Below are 17,792 nucleotides of genomic sequence, written 5' to 3'. Positions count from 1 at the left end.
CTACCGGTTCTCGGTCAGGAAGGCGTCGAGGGCGGCGAGGTCGTCGGTGTTGATGTGGTCGACGCCGGCCGCGAGCAGCTCGGTCCAGACCGCCTCCCGAGCCGGACCGTCGACGTCCGGGGTCGCCCAGAAGCGCACCCGGTAGCCCTGCGCGTGGGCATGGTCGACGATCTCGTGCAGCTTGCGGCGCTCGGCCTCCGGCATCGGGCCGACGCCCTGCCAGGTGAACACCTTGGTCCAGTTGTCGCTGACCAGCGGCATCAGCGACGCCGGCATCCCGGAGCGGAGATCGCCCATCCGACCGTCGTAGAAGCTGAGCCGTCGGGTCGCGCTCCGCATCGTCTCCAGCGGCCGGTCGCCGCTGATCACGGCCTCGACGGGACCATCCTTGACGACGCCGTTCTGGTAGCGGGTGAAGAGCTCCTCGTAGGCGGCGAGCTCCTTCTCGATCGCCGCGTACGTCGCCTCGCCGGTGTTCTTGATGTCGATCAGGAGCTGGAAGGTGCCGTCGTAGCCGGGGTGGACGTCGCGCCCCTTGCCCTTGACGAGCTCCTTGAGCGGGGCGAGGTAGAGACCCTCCAGGGTCCGCGCCGGGTCGAGATCGACCGCGTCGTGCGCCACCAGGAGCTCGCCGTCGACCAGCCACACGTCGGCCTCGACGCTGGTGAAGCCGTGCTCGAGCGCGTCGAGCAGCGGGCGCTCGTGCTCGTAGTCGTTGTGCGCGTGCGCCTGCGGGTGCGGCGTACCGAGCTCGGCGGTCGTACGCGTGGAGTCGGTCGTGCCCGCCGCGGCGGCGGGGGAGAGGAACGCCGCCGCCGCGAGCACAGCGGTCAGGGAGCGGACGAAGGTACGCATCGGGATCTCCTTCGGTGAGGGTGGACCTCAACCTGTCCGCACCGCGTGATCCCGTGGCGACCGCCGTACGACCCCAGCCTGAACTCCTCCCGAAGGGCTAGCCGAGGCAGACGAAGAGGGCCAACCCGGCGTACGCCAGGTTGACCACGCCCCGAGTGATGACGCCGCCGGTGGTGTCGCTGGCTCGGGTCGCGCGGGAGGTGTGGCGGAGGTCGTCGAGGTGGACGAGCGTGTAGGCGAGGAACATCAGCATCGCCACGCCGGCCGCCCAGGTGCGGGTGGCCGGGACCAGCAGACCGATCCCGATCACCACCTCGGCGACCCCCGAGGTGTACACCGTCGCCCGCTTCGCCGGCCACCACTCCGGGACCAGCGGTTCCACCTTGGCGGGGGTCACCAGGTGGGCCACCCCGACGACGATGACGAACGCGGCCAGGAGCCAGGCGACGATGGTGACGGCCAAGCTCACCGGCTCCGCTCCGTCAACGGCGTGACGGCGGCCGCCTGAACCCGTCCGGCGCGCGAACGATCCTTGAAGCCGAACGCAGATCCCGGGCGACGTGCCTCCATCGACAGCGCCCAGACCGTGCTGCGGCAGACCAGCTCCTTGATCTTCGCCGCCGGTACGCCCCGGACCCGTCCGGCCACCGCGGAGTCGTCGCGACGAGCGAGGTTCACCAGGCCGCGCTCGCGGCCGATACTGATGCACTGACCCACGAAGCCGATGCTAGTGGCCTCAGGGGTCCCGCCGGCCAGTCGTGTGAGCACTGTCTCGCCGGCCAACGGCCCGAGCTGGTTGGCCGCCTGGCAGCTCATCCGGTACGCCATCCCCGACGGTGCCGCGGCGTCGCCGGTCGCGATGATCCGGTCGTCGTCGACGCTGGTCAGGGTCTCGTCGGTGACCAGCCGGCCGAGCTCGTCGGTGGACAGCCCGCTCGCGCGAGCCAGGTCCGGTGCGGCGAAACCGGCGGTCCAGATCGTCACCGCGCTGGGCAGCTCGCGGCCGTTGTCGAGGCGTACGCGGCCGTCCATGACCTCGGCCACCCGGGCTCCCTCGACGATGCCGACTCCTAGGCGTCGCAGGTCGCGCTCGGCCACCGCCCGGCCCTTCTCGTGCAGCCACGGACCGAGCCTGTCCCCGCAGATCAGAGCCACGTTCCGGCCCGACTCGGCGAGCTCGGAAGAGACTTCGATACCGGTCGGTCCGCCGCCGACGACGATCACCGGGGCATCGGTCGGCGTCGCGTCCAGCGCCGCCTTCAGCCGGGTCGCCTCCTCGAAGGTCGAGACCCCGAACGCGTGCTCCGCGGCGCCGGCGACCTGGGTCGTGCCGGCGCTGCCGACGGCGTAGACCAGGTAGTCGTACGTCATCTCCTGCCCGCTCCCGAGTGCGACGGTCCGCGGGCCCGCGTCGATGGAGACCACGGTGTCGACCACCAGCTGAACGCGCGGGCTGAGCACGTCGGCGTAGGCGACCACGGCCTCCGAGGTCCCGCCGGCGGCCAGCTGGTGCAGCCGGATCCGCTCGACGAACTGGTCGCGCGGGTTGACCAGGGTGATGTCGATGTCGTCGCGCTTGGTGAGCCGGTTGGCGGCCATCACGCCGGCATATCCGCCGCCGACGACCACGATCCGGCTCCTGCTGGAGGTTCCTTGGTTGCTCATACCCTCAAGACACCCCTCCAGCGAGGTCTGTGACATCGGGAGGTGGTGAAGCCGGGAGTGAGCCACAGGTCACTCTCGGCTTCACCACCTCCACCGGTCAGGAGACCTTGATGGTGAACCTCGCCCTCGAGCCGTCGGAGGCCGTGATCGTGCCGCGATACGTCCCCGGGGAGTCGTACGCATGAGCAGCCGTCACCGCATAGACCCCGGCAGCGTGGAGCGAGTCCCGGGGTTCGGACGTGGTGAACCGTGCGGGGACCGGAGCCGACCCGTCGCCGAAGTCGACCGTCGCGGTGAGGGGTGCGGTCAGCGACGAGCCACCGGTGCTGTCCGCGTCGTCGACCTCGTCGACGGTGACCGCGGTCCCGTCCGTCTTGGTCCCGGGGGCGGCGAGCAGTCCGACCGACACCGATCCGCCCGATCCGCCCGATCCGACCGACAGCGCAGCATCGGTCCCCGCCAGCGCCGTCGACCAGGCGATCTGCGGCCCGTCGTAGAAGTTGGTGCCGGCGGCGGCCAGTCGCGGACCGACCGAGGCGAGCCGCGCCGCGAAGTCAGACGGCGAGCGCAGCGACTCGGCGGTCCAGCCGGCCTCCCCGTGCGCGAGGATGCGCGGGAAGATCATGAACTCGGCCTGATCCACGCCCCGGATCGTCTCGGACCACAGCGGCGCCTCGGTGCCGAGGATGTGCTCGTCCCCGACGCCCGCGATGACCTCCTGCGGGCTCCAGTCGTAGTAGTGCGCGACGTCGCAGTCGCCCGAGCACGCCCAGGAGAGCCCGATCGGCGTCTTCGGGTGGTACTTCATGTCGAGGTAGGACATGTTGCCCGGCGAGACGAGCAGCTTGGCGCCGTCCTCGATGACGGCGCGTTTCGCGTGCTCGGTCGTGCCGGCCCAGTACTGAACACCATCACCCGCGGAGAGCCCGGACTCGGCGTACTCGTTCCAGCCGATGGTCTTCTTCCCGAGTCCGTGGACGATCGCGAGCGCCCGCTCGACGAACGCCACGTAGCCTTCGTGGCCATAGCGCTGCGTCATCGCATGCGACTCGTCCCCGCCGACGTGGAGGAACTCCGACGGCGTGAGCGCAGCGAGCTGCGAGAAGACGTGCTCGATGAAGGTGTAGGTCACCTCGGAGGTCGGATCGAGGTAGGAGTAGCCGACGTCGATGGTCCCGTTGTGCGGCGCCACCGGCTCGTCCTCGGTCGCCGGGTGGCTCGACCCGGCGGTGTTGAGCTGCGGGATCGCGGCCAGGGCGGCATTCGTGTGGCCGGGGATGTCGATCTCGGGGATGATCTCGATCTCGCGCTCGGCGGCATACCGCACCAGCGAGCGGTAGTCGTCCTGGGTGTAGAACCCGGTGTGACCGTCGGCGCTCTGATACGGGTTGCCGAGCACCGCGGTCGCGCCCGAGACCCGGGTCAGCGCCGTGTAGTCGATGTCGTCACCGGGCGCCCGGCCGGAGTTGGTGATGTCGATCCGCCACCCCTGGTCGTCGGCCAGGTGCAGGTGCAGCACCGAGATCTTGGCCGCCGCCGCGGCGTCGATGACCTGCTGGACCTCGTCGACCTCAAGGAACGAGCGGGCGACATCGAGCATGAGTCCGCGATAGCTGAATCGCGGGGCGTCCACGATCGAGACCGCCGGCACGGTCCAGGTCGTGCTGACGCGCGAGGGAGACGCGGCGAACGCCGGCAGCAGCTGCCGAAGCGTCTGGGTGCCGTTGAACAGCCCGTGGCGACTTGCTCCGGTGACCCTGACCCCCTTGGCCGTCGAGGAGATCCTGTACGCCTCCGGGTTGCCCTCGACCTCGTCGAACCCTGCCTCGGGGTCGACCGTCAGGACCACATCGCGAGAGGTCGGCCTGCCGGTGACCACCGGGAGGCCGAAGCCGGTCGCCGGGCGCAGCTCGGCGGCCAAGAGGTCGCCCACCTCGCCGGCGTCCGTGCCGCGGGCGACGATGCGGGACTGCCCGGTCAGGACGAAGTCGGGCCCACCCTTCGCGCTCACCTGGAGCGGCTTCGGCACCAGGCCTGGCACCGGAGTCTCGGCCTCGCCCAGGCGTTCCGCCCGGGGTTGAGCAGTGGCGGATGACGTGGTCGACGCGGCGATGAGCACGGTGGCGACGCCGACTGCCAACGCCGCTGTCAGAATTTGGATAGGGCCCGAACGAATCATGCGCATGCCTCCATCGACGGCGAACTCGGTCAACCATCGAGAGTAACGGCGTCGGCGCCGCAGCGTTGCGGAAACCAGCGATCGTCAGGCCAGAGCCGCGACGGCGTCCGCCAGATCGTCGACGGACCGGGCACGCTCCGGGAGGCTGCCGTCGGGAGCCTGGCTGAGCTGGAAGCCCATGAAGGCGGCGTCGATGACGTTGGCTGCCCGTTCGGCGACGGCGGGATCCACCCCGGACTTGGTCAGATGCGCGATGAGGCAGGCGATCCACAGGGCGTTGGCATCGCGGACCGCCGAGACGTACGGCTCCCTGCCGAAGAGGCCGAGCGCGGCCGCCTCCACATAGATCCAGCTGCACCGGTCGCCCTCCATCACCGACCAGAGGTCGTGGACGGCGGAACGCAGGTCCTCGGAGGGCTCGAGCGCGGCGACCGCGGCGACCGACCGCTCGTTGGAGGTGCGGAGGACGTCGGCGACCAGCTGGTCCTTGGTGCCGAAGTGGTAGAGCAGGACCCGGTTGCTGGTGCCCAGCTCGGCCGCCAGCGGCCGCAGGCTCAGGCCGATCAGGCCGTTCGCGTGGACGTAGTCGGTCGCCAGCTCGGCCCAGGCGGCGCGGCGCTGCGGATCTTTGGCGGGCGCGGTGCCAGCGGTCGTCATGCGGCGACTGTAACAACCGGAGGCGCCATTTGTATCACCTGCAACAAATTTGTACCACCTGCAACAATTTTGTCCGCCAAGCCCTTGACCTGGCCCTTCGCGTCCGCGCAGGATCATCTGCAATTCACCCGTGGTTGCCTTCCGGGCAACCCGACGCCGGAGGTTGCATGAGCCAGATCTACATCGACGGGCGCTGGTTGCCCGCGCAGTCGGGCGACCAGCGGGAGATCCGCTGTCCCGCAGACGGCGCGGTCGTCGGAACCGTTGCGGAGGCTGGAGCCGAGGACACCCGGGCCGCGATCGCCGCGGCACGGAACGCCTTCGACAGTGGCGTGTGGCCGGCGACGCCCGCGCGGGAGCGGGGCGACCTGCTGCTGAGGGTCGCCGACCTGCTCGAGCGGGACACCGCGATCATCGCCCGGGCGGAGTCGCTCGACACCGGGAAGCGGCTGGTCGAGAGCGAGTACGACGTCGCCGACGTGGTCTCTGTGTTCCGCCACTTCGGACACGTCGCCACCGAGGACGCCGGCCGCGTGATCGACACCGGGAACGCGAGCGTGAAGAGCCGGATCGTGCACGAGCCGGTGGGTGTCTGCGGCCTGATCACGCCGTGGAACTACCCGCTGCTCCAGGTGGCGTGGAAGGTCGCGCCGTGCCTGGCCGCGGGCAACACCTTCGTGCTCAAGCCGAGCGAGATCACGCCGCACAGTGCGATCCACCTGATGAAGGTGCTCGAGGAGGCGGGGCTCCCGGCGGGTGTCGGCAACCTGGTCCTCGGTGAGGGGCCGACCGCGGGCGCACCGCTGTCCGAAGACCCCCGCATCGACCTGGTCTCCTTCACCGGTGGCCTCGCCACCGGGAAGCGGCTGATGACCAACGCCGCCGCGACGGTGAAGAAGGTCGCGCTCGAGCTCGGCGGCAAGAACCCCAACATCGTCTTCGCCGACTCCGACCTCGAGACGGCCCTCGACTTCGCGCTGACCGCGGTCTTCCTGCACTCCGGGCAGGTCTGCTCGGCCGGGGCGCGGCTGATCATCGAGGAGTCGATCAAGGACCGCTTCGTCGACGAGCTGGTCGCGCGCGCCGAGCAGATCCGCCTCGGCGGCCCCTTCGACGAGCATGCCGAGACCGGCCCGCTGACCAGCAGCGCCCACCGCGACAAGGTCGAGGCGTACGTCGCCAAGGGCCTGGCCGAGGGCGCCACCCTCCGCACCGGGGGCAAGCGTCCCGACGACCCCGCGCTCGCCGACGGCTTCTACTACCTGCCGACCATCCTCGACGACTGCACCACCGACATGTCGGTCACCCAGGACGAGTCGTTCGGCCCGGTCCTCACCGTCGAGACCTTCACCGACGAGGACGACGCCGTCCGGATCGCCAACGACTCCATCTACGGCCTCGCCGGCGCGGTCTGGACCAGCGACGCCGGCCGCGCGGAGCGGGTCGCCGCCCGGCTGCGTATGGGCACGGTCTGGATCAACGACTACCACCCCTACGTGGCCCAGGCCGAGTGGGGCGGCTACAAGCAGTCCGGCATCGGGCGCGAGCTCGGCCAGGCCGGGCTGGAGGAGTACCGCGAGACCAAGCACATCTGGCACAACATCGACCCCAGCCCGCAGCACTGGTTCGCCCCGTCCGCCCCGAGCGCGGGCACCGCAGAGGAGAAGTGAAGAAGATGACCCAGACGTACGACTTCGTCATCATCGGCGGCGGATCGGCCGGATCGGCGCTCGCCAACCGGCTCAGTGCCGACCCCTCGACCAAGGTGCTGGTGCTGGAGGCCGGTCACAGCGACTTCAAGATCGACCCGTTCATCCACATGCCGGCGGCGCTGCCGTTCCCGATCGGCTCCAAGCTCTACGACTGGGGCTACGAGTCCGATCCCGAGCCCCACCTGGGCGGCCGCAAGGTCTACCACGCCCGCGGCAAGGTGCTCGGCGGCTCGAGCTCGATCAACGGGATGATCTTCCAGCGCGGCAACCCGATGGACTACGAGCGCTGGGCGGCGGACCCGGGGATGGAGAGCTGGGACTACCGCCACGTGCTCCCGTACTTCAAGCGGATGGAGAGCCGTTTCCTCGAGGACGGCACCTCCGGCGCCGACCAGTGGCGCGGCGGCTCAGGGCCGCTCCACCTCGAGCGCGGACCCGCCTCCAACCCGCTCTTCTCTGCGTTCTTCGAGGCCGCCCAGGAGGCCGGCTACCCGCTCACCGACGACGTCAACGGCTACCGCCAGGAGGGCTTCGCCCCCTTCGACCGCAACGTGAAGAACGGCCGCCGCTGGTCGGCCGCCCGGGCCTATCTGCACCCGGTGATGAACCGTCCCAACCTCACCGTCGAGACCTTCGCGCACGCCACGAAGATCCGCTTCGACACCGCCGGCGACGTCCCGCGGGCGACCGGCGTGGACTACGTACGCGGCGTCGGCCGCGCCCGCAAGGCGCACTCGGTCCGGGCCAAGGAGATCATCTGCTGCGGTGGCGCGATCAACACGCCCCAGCTGCTCCAGCTCTCCGGTGTGGGGGAGGAGTCGCTGCTGCGCTCCCACGGCATCGACGTCGTGCACAACCTTCCCGGGGTGGGGGAGAACCTGCAGGACCACCTCGAGGTCTACATCCAGTACGCCTCCAAGCAGCCGGTCTCGATCGCACCGGGTCTGGTCTGGCACCAGCGGCCCAAGATCGCCTGGCAGTGGCTCTTCCAGAAGAAGGGCCTGGGGGCGACCAACCACTTCGAGGGCGGCGGGTTCGCGCGGTCCAACGAGGACGTGGACTGGCCCAACCTGATGTTCCACTTCCTGCCGATCGCGATCCGCTACGACGGCTCGATGGCGCCCGGCCAGGAGAAGGGCCAGCACGGCTACCAGGTGCACATCGGCCCGATGTACGCCGACACCCGCGGCCATGTCCGGATCAAGTCCGACGACCCGTTCGAGCACCCCTCGATGCTGTTCAACTACCTCTCCACGCCCAACGACCGCCGCGAGTGGGTCGAGGCCGTGCGGGTGGCGCGCAACATCCTCAACCAGCCCGCCTTCGCGCCGTTCAACGCCGGAGAGATGTCCCCGGGGCCGTCGGTGGAGACCGACGAGGAGATCCTCGACTGGGTCCGCAAGGACGCCGAGACGGCGCTGCACCCGTCCTGCACCGCGGCGATGGGCACCGGCGAGATGTCGGTGACCGACCCGACCTCGATGAAGGTGCACGGCACCGAAGGCCTGCGGGTCGTGGACGCCAGCGTCTTCCCGTACGTCACCAACGGCAACATCTACGCCCCGGTGATGATGGTCGCGGAGAAGGCCGCCGACCTGATCGCGGGCAACACCCCGCTGGCACCCTCGGACGCTCCCTACTACCGCCACCGCGACGACTCGCCGCTGTGGCCGGCGGGAGACCCGCGCAACCAGATCTGAAACCCGATCGTGACCCAAGTCGGCGCCGGGCGGACTAGCCTCCCGGGCACCCGAACCGGAGGAGACAGCTCATGCCGGAGACAATCGATCCGCCGCGTACGCCCTTAGGCGAACCCGCTGCGGCCCCAGACGAGATCCCCACGACGAAGCCGGAGCTGAACAAGACCGTCTTCTTCGGCTCCGCCGGGGTGGTCGTCGCGTTCACGCTCTTCGCGTTGCTCGCGCCTGATACCGCGGGCACCGCGATCGGGCACGTCGTCACCTGGATCTCGGACTATTTCGGCTGGTGGTACTTCGCGCTGGCCGCGGCACTGATCGCGTTCGTGCTGTTCATCTGCCTGTCCCGCCACGGGCGGGTCCGGCTCGGTCCGGAGGAGTCCAGGCCGGAGTACTCGATGTTCACCTGGACCGCGATGCTCTTCGCGGCCGGCATCGGCGCCGACCTGATGTTCTACTCCGTGGCCGAGCCGGTCTCGCAGTACCTCACCCCGCCCACGGGAGAGGGCGGCAACGTGGCGGCTGCCGAGCAGGCCGTGACCTGGACGCTGTTCCACTACGGCCTGTCCGGCTGGGCGATGTACGCCGTGATGGGCATGGCGCTGGGCTACTTCTCCTTCCGCCACGGACTGCCGCTCTCGATCCGGTCGGCGCTCTATCCGATCTTCGGCAAGCGGGTCCACGGCCGGCTCGGTGACGGCATCGACCTGGCCGCAGTCCTCGGCACCATCTTCGGCATCGCCACCTCGCTCGGCATCTCGATCGCGCTGCTCAACGCGGGTCTCAACGTCCTCTTCGGCATCCCCGAGGGCCGCGCCGCTCAGGTCGGCCTGGTCGTGGTCGCCGTCCTGCTCGGCACGGTCTCGGCGGTCTCCGGGGTCGACAAGGGCATCCGCCGGCTCTCCGAGCTCAACGTGCTGCTCTCGCTGGCGCTGATGCTCTACGTGCTCTTCTCCGACAACACCGCGTTCCTGCTCAACTCGCTGGTGATGAACCTCGGCGACTACCTGGTGCACCTGCCGGGGATGAGCTTCGACACGATGCCGTACGCCACCGCCGAGAACCCCGACGTCGGCGTCTGGAAGAACCTGTGGACCCTCTTCTTCTGGGCCTGGTGGGTCGCCTGGTCGCCGTTCGTCGGCCTGTTCCTGGCGCGGATCTCGCGCGGTCGGACGATCCGACAGTTCCTGGTCGGCGTGATGATGATCCCGTTCGGCTTCATCCTGCTGTGGGTCACTATCTTCGGCAACAGCGCGCTGGGCCGGATCCGCGGTGGCGACGCCGAGTTCGGCGAGCTCACCAACGGCAACTACGCCCAGGGCTTCTACGCCTTCCTCGACAACTACCCGGGCGCGATCGCGCTGGTCGCGCTCGCCACCCTGACCGGGTTCCTCTACTACGTCACCTCTGCCGACTCCGGTGCGCTGGTGATGGGCAACTTCACCTCGCGCCTGCCGCACCCGATGGCCGACTGCTCGATCCCGGTCCGGATCTTCTGGTCGTTCGCGATCGGCGCGCTGACTCTCGCCCTGATGTTCGCGGGCGGTGACGCGTGGCTGACGACGCTGACCAACGCCACGATCATCATGGGGCTGCCGTTCTCGATCGTGCTCGCCCTGGTCGCCGTCGGGCTCCATCGATCGCTACGGCTGGAGTCGTTCAAGACCGACAGCGCACGGTACTCCCTGCCGGCCGCCATCTCATCGGCCCGCCTGGCCGGGGCGGCCGACGGCGGCGTACGTCCCTCGCTGTCGCAGCGGCTGCGCCGCTCGGTCACCTACCCGACCGCGCGGGACACGGAGCGGTTCATCGAGAGCGTCGCGACGCCGGTCCTGGAGGAGGTCGCCGCCGAGCTCTGCTCCCACGGGCTCACCTCGGAGGTGTCGGAGACCAAGGCCGTACGCGGCGTCCACGGTGTCCAGCTCCACACCGAGCTCGAGGACGCCCCGGCGTTCGTCTACAAGCTCACCCCGCAGCCCTGCCCCGCACCGACGTTCGCCGTCGGCCGCGTCTCCGGCGAGTTCTACTTCCGCACCGAGGTCCACCTCGCCGAGGGCACCCAGGGCTACGACGTCAACGGCTACTCACGCGACCAGCTGATGGGTGACGTCCTCGACCAGTACGAGCGTCACCTCTCCTACCTCCATCTCGTCCAGCAGGAGCAGCTGCCGGCCGACGTGACCGCGGAGGAGGTCAGCGGAGCAGATCGATGAGGTCGATCTTGACCGGGAACGGAACCGCGACGTCGAGGCGGTCGCGGAAGATCCCGGTCGCCACGTAGGCATGGGTGAGGTCGTCGCGCTCGTAGACATGGATCGCGGGCGCGCCGTCCTCGTTCTCGATGCGCCAGTAGTGGGAGATCCCCGCCTCGGCGTACTTCTGCGGCTTCACCGCCCGGTCGCGATGCTCGGACTCCGGGGAGACCACCTCGACCACGAGAACCACGGAGTCGGCGTCGTAGAACGAGGCCTGGTCGGAGATCCGGGTCGTGCTCACCAGCACGTCCGGCTCCGGCCGGTTGCGCCGGTCGAGCACGACCGTCAGCTCCCGGTCCACCTCGAACCCGTTGGGCGCCTGCGCCGTCAGCGCGTTGGTGAGGGCCGTGACGAGCCGACTGTGCCAGCGTCGCTGCGGTGACATGTTGAAGACCAGGACTCCATCGATGAGTTCGGTATGACGCGGCGCCTCGACGAGCATGTCGAGGTCTTCGGAGTACCAACCCTCCTCACGGGGAGGGTGCATCCAGTCGGGCAACGCGGTCATGGTTCGAGGATAGCCTGCCGTCGTGAGTCAGGAGGACATGTGCAACGGGGCGAGATCTGGTGGGTGGAGTTCGACGAGCGACGGCCGGTCGTGCTGCTGTCAGGAGACGACCCGTCCGGGATCCAGGTGATGCAGGTCGTCGCCCCGGCGGGTGTCGACATCACCGGTCTGGGCGTCGAGGTGGCAGTGGGCGCACCGGAAGGACTGCCTTTCGAGGGCGTGCTCCGGGTCGCGCTCCCGCGTCCCGGCGTCACCCCGTGCACGTGGCTGACCAGGTTGTCGCGGGACGACCTGATCGAGCGAGCGGGCGCCCTGTCCTCCGCGAAGCTCGGCGAGATCGACGCCGCCCTCCGGCTGGCGGACCCCGAGGGAGCAGCCGACACCACAGGGTGACGACGGGACCTGAAGACGGGCTCAGCCGAAGTCGATGAGCCGCCCGTCCTCGTGCATCACACAGCCCCGCCCGATCCAGGCAACGGCGTGCTCCTTGTCCCCGACAGCGATGTAGGAGTAGCTGGGCGGCACCCAGACGAGCTCGTAGTCGACGTCGCCGAGCGCCTCCTCGGTGGCCCGGACGGCCTCGTCGGAGGGGTCGAGGGTGCGTACGGCCTGCTCGACGGAGTCGAAGTATCTACGGCCGTCCTCGGAGAGCTCCTTGGCGCACCAGGCACACGTGCCGAGGGTCTCGATCTGGGCCGGAGTGGCCATGACCGGGGCGTCGAGGCTGAGGAGCTGGGGGCAGGCCCGGACGTGCAGGAGACGACCCGTCGCGTGCGCCACGAAGAGGGTCTCGGGGGTCTCGGAGGGCATCCAAGGAGCCTAGGGGAGCAGAGGTATGCCCCGGGAGGTACCCGGACGAAGTCAGGACGTTCGGCCCCGGTGGTGTGGTCCAGGTCACGTACGATCCGAGGGTATGGCGCACTACCAACAGCGCGGGCACATCCCGCCCAAGCGGCACACCCAGCACCGCGACGGAGAAGGGAATCTCTACTACGAGGAGCTCATGGGCGAGGAAGGGTTCTCCTCGGACTCCTCCCTGCTCTACCACCGCCACATCCCCTCGGCGGTGACGGACGTACGCATCTGGGAGCTGCCCGACCACGGCACCACCCCCAACCACCCGCTGCGCCCGATGCACCTCGGTCTGCACGACCTCTTTCCCGGCGAGGACTGGAAGAGCGCAGATCCGGTCACCGGTCGAAGGCTGGTGCTCGGCAACGGCGACGTGCGCCTGCACTACGCGGTCGCGGGGGAGACCTCACCGCTCTACCGCAACGCGATCGGCGACGAGTGTGTCTACGTCGAGTCCGGGACCGCTGTCGTCGAGACCGTCTTCGGCGACCTGATGGTGGGGGAGGGCGACTACGTGGTGATCCCGCGCGCCACCACGCACCGCTGGGTGCCGGTCGGCGACGCCCCGCTGCGGGTCTACGCGATCGAGGCCAACTCCCACATCGCCCCGCCCAAGCGCTACCTCTCCCGGTTCGGCCAGTTCCTCGAGCACGCTCCCTACTGCGAGCGCGACCTCCGGCTCCCGACCGACCCGCGGGTGATCGCCGGGGAGGAGGTCGAGGTCTACATCAAGCACCGCGGCCCGGGAGCCGGTGGCATCGCCGGCTCGGTCCACGTCACCCCGCACCACCCGTTCGACGTCGTCGGCTGGGACGGCTGCCTCTACCCCTACGTCTTCAACATCGCCGACTACATGCCGATCACCGGCAAGGTGCACCAGCCACCGCCCGCCCACCAGGTCTTCGAGGGCAACAACTTCGTGATCTGCAACTTCGTGCCGCGCAAGGTGGACTACCACGAGCTCGCGGTGCCGGTGCCCTACTACCACTCCAACGTCGACTCCGATGAGGTCATGTTCTACGTCGGTGGCGACTACGAGGCCCGCAAGGGATCCGGGATCGGCGTCGGCTCGATCACCCTCCACCCGGGCGGCCACGCCCACGGTCCCCAGCCGGGCGCGACGGAGCGCAGCCTGGGCGCGGAGTTCTTCGACGAGCTCGCGGTCATGGTCGACACCTTCCGGCCGCTCGAGGTCGGTGAGGCCGGCGCCGCGGTCGACGACGGCAAGTACGCCTGGACCTGGGCAGGGGGCCGCCGGTGATGTCGTGGCTGGACATCGGTGACGGTCAGTTCGGCCTCGAGGCGCTTCCGTACGCCACCTTCCGCACCGCAGCGGATCCCGCCCCGCGACTCGGGGTGCGGATCGGTGACCTCGTGCTCGACGTCTCGGCAGCGGCCGAGCACCTTGCCGCGCTGTGCAAGGGCGGGCTCGACAGCCTGCTCGCGGCAGGCCCGGAGGCCTGGGCGCAGGTGCGCGCGGAGGTGACCCGGCTACTCGGCGACCCCGGGAGCGAGGCCGAGGTGCGCCCGCACCTGGTGCCGATCGAGGACGCCGAGCTGCTGCTGCCGTTCACGGTGGCCGACTACGTCGACTTCTACGCCTCCGAGCACCATGCCTCCAACGTCGGGAAGATCTTCCGCCCCGACTCCGAGCCGCTGACGCCCAACTGGAAGCACCTGCCGATCGGCTACCACGGCCGCTCCGGCACGGTGGTCGTCTCCGGCACCGACGTGGTCCGGCCGACCGGGCTGCGCAAGACCCCCGACGGGCTCGTCGACGGCCCCTCGATCCGGCTCGACATCGAGGCCGAGCTCGGGTTCGTGGTCGGCGTCGGCTCGGAGCAGGGGACCCCGGTCCCGCTCCGCAAGGCAGCCGACCACATCTTCGGGATCACGCTCCTCAACGACTGGTCGGCGCGCGACATCCAGGCCTGGGAGTACGTGCCGCTGGGTCCGTTCCTCGGCAAGTCGTTCGCCACCTCGATCTCACCCTGGGTCCTTCCGGTCGCGGCGCTGGAGGCGGCACGTGTCCGGCCTCCGGAGCGAGACGTTCCGCTGACGGGCTACCTGGACGACTCGACGCTGGACCCCTGGGGCCTCGACCTCGCGCTCGAGGTGCGGCTCAACGGGACGCTGGTCGCCGAGCCGCCGTACGCCGCGATGTACTGGACAGCCCCGCAGATGCTTGCGCACCTGACCGCCAACGGCGCCTCGCTGCGCGTCGGCGACCTGTTCGCCAGCGGCACGATCAGCGGCCCGGAGCCGGGCCAGCGCGGCTCGTTCCTCGAGCTCAGCTGGTCGGGCGCCGAGCCGTTCACGCTGGATGACGGGTCGGTGCGTACCTTCTTGGAGGATGGCGACGAGGTCACCATCACCGCCACCGCGCCCGCGCCGAGCGGCAGCAGGATCGCCCTCGGCGAGGTCAGCGGCCGGATCCTGCCAGCCAAGGAGCGCCCATGACGACGGTCTACGAGTTCACGCCCCGCTACTTCGAGATCGACCAGCAGGGGGTGATGTTCAACAGCTGGTACCTCGGCTACGTCGACGAGGCAATGAACCATTTCATCGACGCCCGTGGGGTGCCCTACGCCCGCTGGCAGGAGCTGGGGGTGGATGCCCACCTCGCCCACGCCGACCTCGACTGGAAGGTCGGCATCGGCTTCGGCGACCGGGTCCAGGTGCCGGTGCGCACCACCCGGGTCGGCACCAAGAGCTTCACGCTCGAGTTCGAGTTCCGCCGGGGCGAGGAGGTCGCCTGCGCCGTGTCCGTCGTCTACGTGATCGTCGCGACCGACGGATCGGGCACCACCGCCATCCCGCCGGAGATCGTCGCCGCGATCGGCTAGCGCAAGAACGGTCAAGCGGTCCCAGGGTGCTCGGTGTGAGACTCCTCGTGTGCACGAGACAGACGAAGAGATCGCCGACCTGCAACGCCTCCTGGACGCCTCGATCGGCCGCGCGAGCGGCCATCTGACCGGCATCGTCAACGATGACCAGCGCCTGAACGCCCGTCAGCTCGTCACCGAGCTGACCGGCATGAAGGTGCTGGTGCTGGCCACCGTGACCGCTCGCGGCGAGCCGCGGACGAGCTGTGTCGACGGCCACTTCCTGCACGGTCGTTGGCTGTTCGGGACCTCGCCCACCGCCATCAAGGCCAAGCACATGCTGGCCCGTCCGGCAGTCAGCGCGACCCATGTCGACGGTGAGCGCATCGGCGTCTTCACCCACGGACTGGCACACGTGGTCTCGGAGGGGGCTGAGTTCGAGGCCCACAACGCCTACTTCACCGAGTTCTACGGCTCCGACCCGCAGACCTGGGAGGGGCCCGGCGTCGTGTACGCCACCATCGAGCCGACGTGGATGGTCGCGTACGCCGCGGAGCCCTCGGCGTTTCCGGAGCAAACGAACGCAGACGGAAGGTATTGACAGAAAACGGTGAGTGATGGGGGACTTTTCTGACAGCGGCGAGGCGGAACGTGGTGGGTGTCCGATCCGAACACCCACCAAGGAGATCATCATGAAGCTCATCCGCATCGCCGCCGCCGCCCCGCTCGCCGCCGCCCTGATCGCCGGGGGTGCCCTGGCGAGCTCGGCCTCGGCAGCCACCGATGAGGACGGCTGGGAGTACACCGGCCGCGACTTCTACTGGCAGGACGACTGTGCGGCCGCCGGCCAGCAGATGTGGTACGCCGGGCAGATCGAGAAGTGGCGCTGCGACGGCTCCGAGTCGCCGTTCGACGACTACTCGCTGTTCGTCGTGTGGCGCTGATCGATTACGGCTCAACGCTTTACGGCCGAGTCGGCGCATCCGCCCCCTCTCGCTCGCTTCGCTTCGCGAGGCACGGGGGCAGATGCGCCGACTCGGCACCACCGGCAAGGCTTTTCTTGATCTCGGTCTTGAGCACCTTGCCGACCTTCGAGCGCGGCAGGTCCGGCCAGACCTCGATCTGCTTGGGGGTCTTGACCGCGCCGATGCGCTCCTTGACGTACGCCTTCAGTTCGGCGACGTCGACCTCGGCGCCTGGCCGGGGGAGGACGACGGCGGTGACACGCTCACCCCACTTCTCGTCGGGCAGCCCGACCACCGCGCAGTCGGCGATCGAGGGATGCGTCATCAGCGCCTGCTCGACCTCGGTGGAGTAGACGTTGAAGCCGCCGGTGATCACCATGTCCTTGGCGCGGTCGACGATGTGCAGGAAGCCGTCCTCGTCGAGGAAGCCGATGTCGCCGGTGTGGTGCCAGCCGTGCGCGCTCGCCTCGGCGGTGGCCTCGGGGTTGTCGAGGTAGCCGCGCATGACCAGGGAGCTGCGTACGACGATCTCGCCCCGCTCCCCGGAGCCGAGCAGCGTGCCGCGCTCGCCCATGATCGACACGGTCACCAGCGGCGCCGGACGACCGGCCGAGGAGAGGCGCTCGGTGGCGACCGTCCCGTCGGCGTGGAAGTGGTCGGCGGGCGACATGGTCGCGATCATCATCGGCGCCTCGGTCTGGCCGAACAGCTGCGCCATCACCGGACCGATCCGGGTCAGCGCCTCCTCCAGACGGGTCGCCGACATCGGCGCCGCTCCGTACCAGAAGCAGCGCAGCGACCTCAGGTCGGTCGACGACAGCGCCGGATGGTCCAGCACCAGGTAGATCAGCGTCGGTGGCAGGAACGTGTGGGTGACGTGGTGACGCTCGATGTGCTCGAGGAACGCGCCCACGTCCGGCGTACGCATCACCACGATCGTCCCGCCCAGGCACAGCACCGGGAAGCACAGCACCCCGGCGGCGTGGGTGAGCGGTGCGAGCGCGAGATAGGTCGGGCGCGTCGGCGCCCCCGGCCACGGGTAGGCCATCAGCGTGATCGCCGACATGATCTCCAGGTTGGTGCCGGTGAGCATGACGCCCTTGGGTCGCCCCGTGGTCCCGCCGGTGCCGACGACCATGGCCAGGTTGTCCTCGACCTCGACGGGCTCGAACCCGTCGGGGGAGCCGAGGAAGTCGTCCCAGCCGATCGCCCAGTCGTGGGTCGCGTCGAGGCAGACCAGGGTGGTCAGGTCCGGGAGGTCGCCACGGATCTGGTCGACCAGGCCGGCGAAGGCCGACTGGAAGATCAGCGCCGAGCAGCCGAACAGGTCGAGGAGCTCCCGGTTCTCCGCCGCCTCGCTGCGCGGGTTGATCGGGCACCAGACGCCGCCTGCGCGGCTGATCCCGAAGACGGAGGCGAAGGCGACCGGGTCGTTGGCCGAGAGGATGGCGACCTTCGCCCCCGGCGCGACGCCGCGGGCCTGGAGGCCCGCGGCGACACGTACCGAGAGATCGACGACCTCGGCGTACGTCCAGGTGTCCTCGCCGCAGACGAGACAGGGCGCGTCGCCTCCGAGCGAGGCGCCCTTGTCCAGGTAGTCGACGAGCCGCATCGGCGCCCCC

17 protein-coding genes are annotated in these 17,792 nt (G+C 69.6%); 9 read left to right on the top strand and 8 right to left on the bottom strand.

Annotation, left to right across the window (positions count from 1 at the left end; translation table 11 throughout):
- From OG984_RS08545 to OG984_RS08525, 5 genes are all read right to left on the bottom strand, one after another.
- Entirely contained in the window at positions 1-855 is an 855-nt protein-coding gene (locus OG984_RS08545) for a phosphatidylinositol-specific phospholipase C/glycerophosphodiester phosphodiesterase family protein (RefSeq protein ID WP_328531161.1), read from the bottom strand.
- A 97-nt stretch (positions 856-952) separates the two neighbouring features.
- Complete coding sequence (locus OG984_RS08540) at positions 953-1,324, bottom strand: DoxX family protein (RefSeq protein ID WP_328531160.1); 372 nt, start codon at positions 1,322-1,324, stop codon at positions 953-955.
- A complete protein-coding gene (locus OG984_RS08535) occupies positions 1,321-2,520 on the bottom strand; it encodes an NAD(P)/FAD-dependent oxidoreductase (protein WP_328531159.1) in 1,200 nt (399 codons plus the stop codon). Before OG984_RS08535 ends, OG984_RS08540 begins: the two co-directional genes overlap by 4 nt.
- Positions 2,521-2,617: 97 nt before the next feature.
- On the bottom strand, positions 2,618-4,660 hold the full coding sequence (locus OG984_RS08530; protein WP_328531158.1) for a family 20 glycosylhydrolase: 2,043 nt from the start codon (positions 4,658-4,660) through the stop codon (positions 2,618-2,620).
- A gap of 123 nt (positions 4,661-4,783) precedes the next feature.
- On the bottom strand, positions 4,784-5,356 hold the full coding sequence (locus OG984_RS08525; RefSeq protein ID WP_328531157.1) for a TetR/AcrR family transcriptional regulator: 573 nt from the start codon (positions 5,354-5,356) through the stop codon (positions 4,784-4,786).
- Between the two features lie 167 nt (positions 5,357-5,523).
- On the opposite strand from OG984_RS08525, the gene OG984_RS08520 reads away from it, so the two are divergent.
- The 3 genes from OG984_RS08520 to betT all read left to right on the top strand — a co-directional run bounded on the left by OG984_RS08520 (position 5,524) and on the right by betT (position 10,978).
- Positions 5,524-7,026 (top strand): aldehyde dehydrogenase family protein, encoded by a 1,503-nt coding sequence (locus OG984_RS08520; RefSeq protein ID WP_328531156.1) that lies wholly within the window; start codon positions 5,524-5,526, stop codon positions 7,024-7,026.
- 5 nt (positions 7,027-7,031) lie between these two features.
- Entirely contained in the window at positions 7,032-8,768 is a 1,737-nt protein-coding gene (gene betA, locus OG984_RS08515) for a choline dehydrogenase (protein ID WP_328532339.1), read from the top strand.
- Between the two features lie 71 nt (positions 8,769-8,839).
- Positions 8,840-10,978, top strand: coding sequence for a choline BCCT transporter BetT (gene betT, locus OG984_RS08510; protein ID WP_328531155.1), 2,139 nt, complete (start codon positions 8,840-8,842; stop codon positions 10,976-10,978).
- Here the strand turns inward: betT and OG984_RS08505 are convergent.
- The gene (locus OG984_RS08505; RefSeq protein WP_328531154.1) at positions 10,959-11,528 is read right to left on the bottom strand and encodes a Uma2 family endonuclease; all 570 of its coding nucleotides are present in this window, start codon (positions 11,526-11,528) and stop codon (positions 10,959-10,961) included. The two genes, betT and OG984_RS08505, sit on opposite strands and share 20 nt — an antisense overlap.
- Before the next feature lie 39 nt (positions 11,529-11,567).
- Here OG984_RS08505 and OG984_RS08500 point away from each other — a divergent pair, with 39 nt between their 5' ends.
- Positions 11,568-11,921, top strand: a complete 354-nt coding sequence (locus OG984_RS08500) for a type II toxin-antitoxin system PemK/MazF family toxin (protein ID WP_328531153.1) — start codon at positions 11,568-11,570, stop codon at positions 11,919-11,921.
- A gap of 21 nt (positions 11,922-11,942) precedes the next feature.
- Here the strand turns inward: OG984_RS08500 and OG984_RS08495 are convergent, their stop codons facing one another.
- Positions 11,943-12,338 (bottom strand): hypothetical protein, encoded by a 396-nt coding sequence (locus OG984_RS08495; protein ID WP_328531152.1) that lies wholly within the window; start codon positions 12,336-12,338, stop codon positions 11,943-11,945.
- A gap of 103 nt (positions 12,339-12,441) precedes the next feature.
- Here OG984_RS08495 and OG984_RS08490 point away from each other — a divergent pair, with 103 nt between their 5' ends.
- The 5 genes from OG984_RS08490 (at position 12,442) to OG984_RS08470 (ending at position 16,149) form a co-directional block, all read left to right on the top strand.
- Positions 12,442-13,641 (top strand): homogentisate 1,2-dioxygenase, encoded by a 1,200-nt coding sequence (locus tag OG984_RS08490; protein ID WP_328531151.1) that lies wholly within the window; start codon positions 12,442-12,444, stop codon positions 13,639-13,641.
- Positions 13,641-14,840 carry a fumarylacetoacetase gene (gene fahA, locus OG984_RS08485; RefSeq protein WP_328531150.1) on the top strand — a complete coding sequence of 400 codons (1,200 nt, stop codon included), beginning with the start codon at positions 13,641-13,643 and terminating at the stop codon, positions 14,838-14,840. The genes OG984_RS08490 and fahA overlap by 1 nt, the downstream gene beginning before the upstream one ends.
- The gene (locus OG984_RS08480) at positions 14,837-15,226 is read left to right on the top strand and encodes an acyl-CoA thioesterase (protein WP_328531149.1); all 390 of its coding nucleotides are present in this window, start codon (positions 14,837-14,839) and stop codon (positions 15,224-15,226) included. Before fahA ends, OG984_RS08480 begins: the two co-directional genes overlap by 4 nt.
- Positions 15,227-15,275: 49 nt before the next feature.
- The gene (locus OG984_RS08475) at positions 15,276-15,806 is read left to right on the top strand and encodes a pyridoxamine 5'-phosphate oxidase family protein (RefSeq protein WP_328531148.1); all 531 of its coding nucleotides are present in this window, start codon (positions 15,276-15,278) and stop codon (positions 15,804-15,806) included.
- Positions 15,807-15,897: 91 nt separating this feature from the next.
- On the top strand, positions 15,898-16,149 hold the full coding sequence (locus tag OG984_RS08470) for a hypothetical protein (protein WP_328531147.1): 252 nt from the start codon (positions 15,898-15,900) through the stop codon (positions 16,147-16,149).
- Positions 16,150-16,168: 19 nt separating this feature from the next.
- On the opposite strand, the gene OG984_RS08465 is transcribed toward OG984_RS08470, so the two are convergent.
- Complete coding sequence (locus OG984_RS08465) at positions 16,169-17,782, bottom strand: AMP-binding protein (protein ID WP_328531146.1); 1,614 nt, start codon at positions 17,780-17,782, stop codon at positions 16,169-16,171.
- Between the last annotated feature and the right edge of the window lie 10 nt (positions 17,783-17,792).

Origin of the sequence: Nocardioides sp. NBC_00368, from assembly GCF_036090055.1 — a bacterium.
In the GTDB taxonomy this organism is placed as follows: Bacteria; Actinomycetota; Actinomycetes; order Propionibacteriales; family Nocardioidaceae; genus Nocardioides.
The sequence above is the reverse complement of the archived record's forward strand: the minus strand, read 5'-3'. Positions and strand labels throughout refer to the sequence as shown.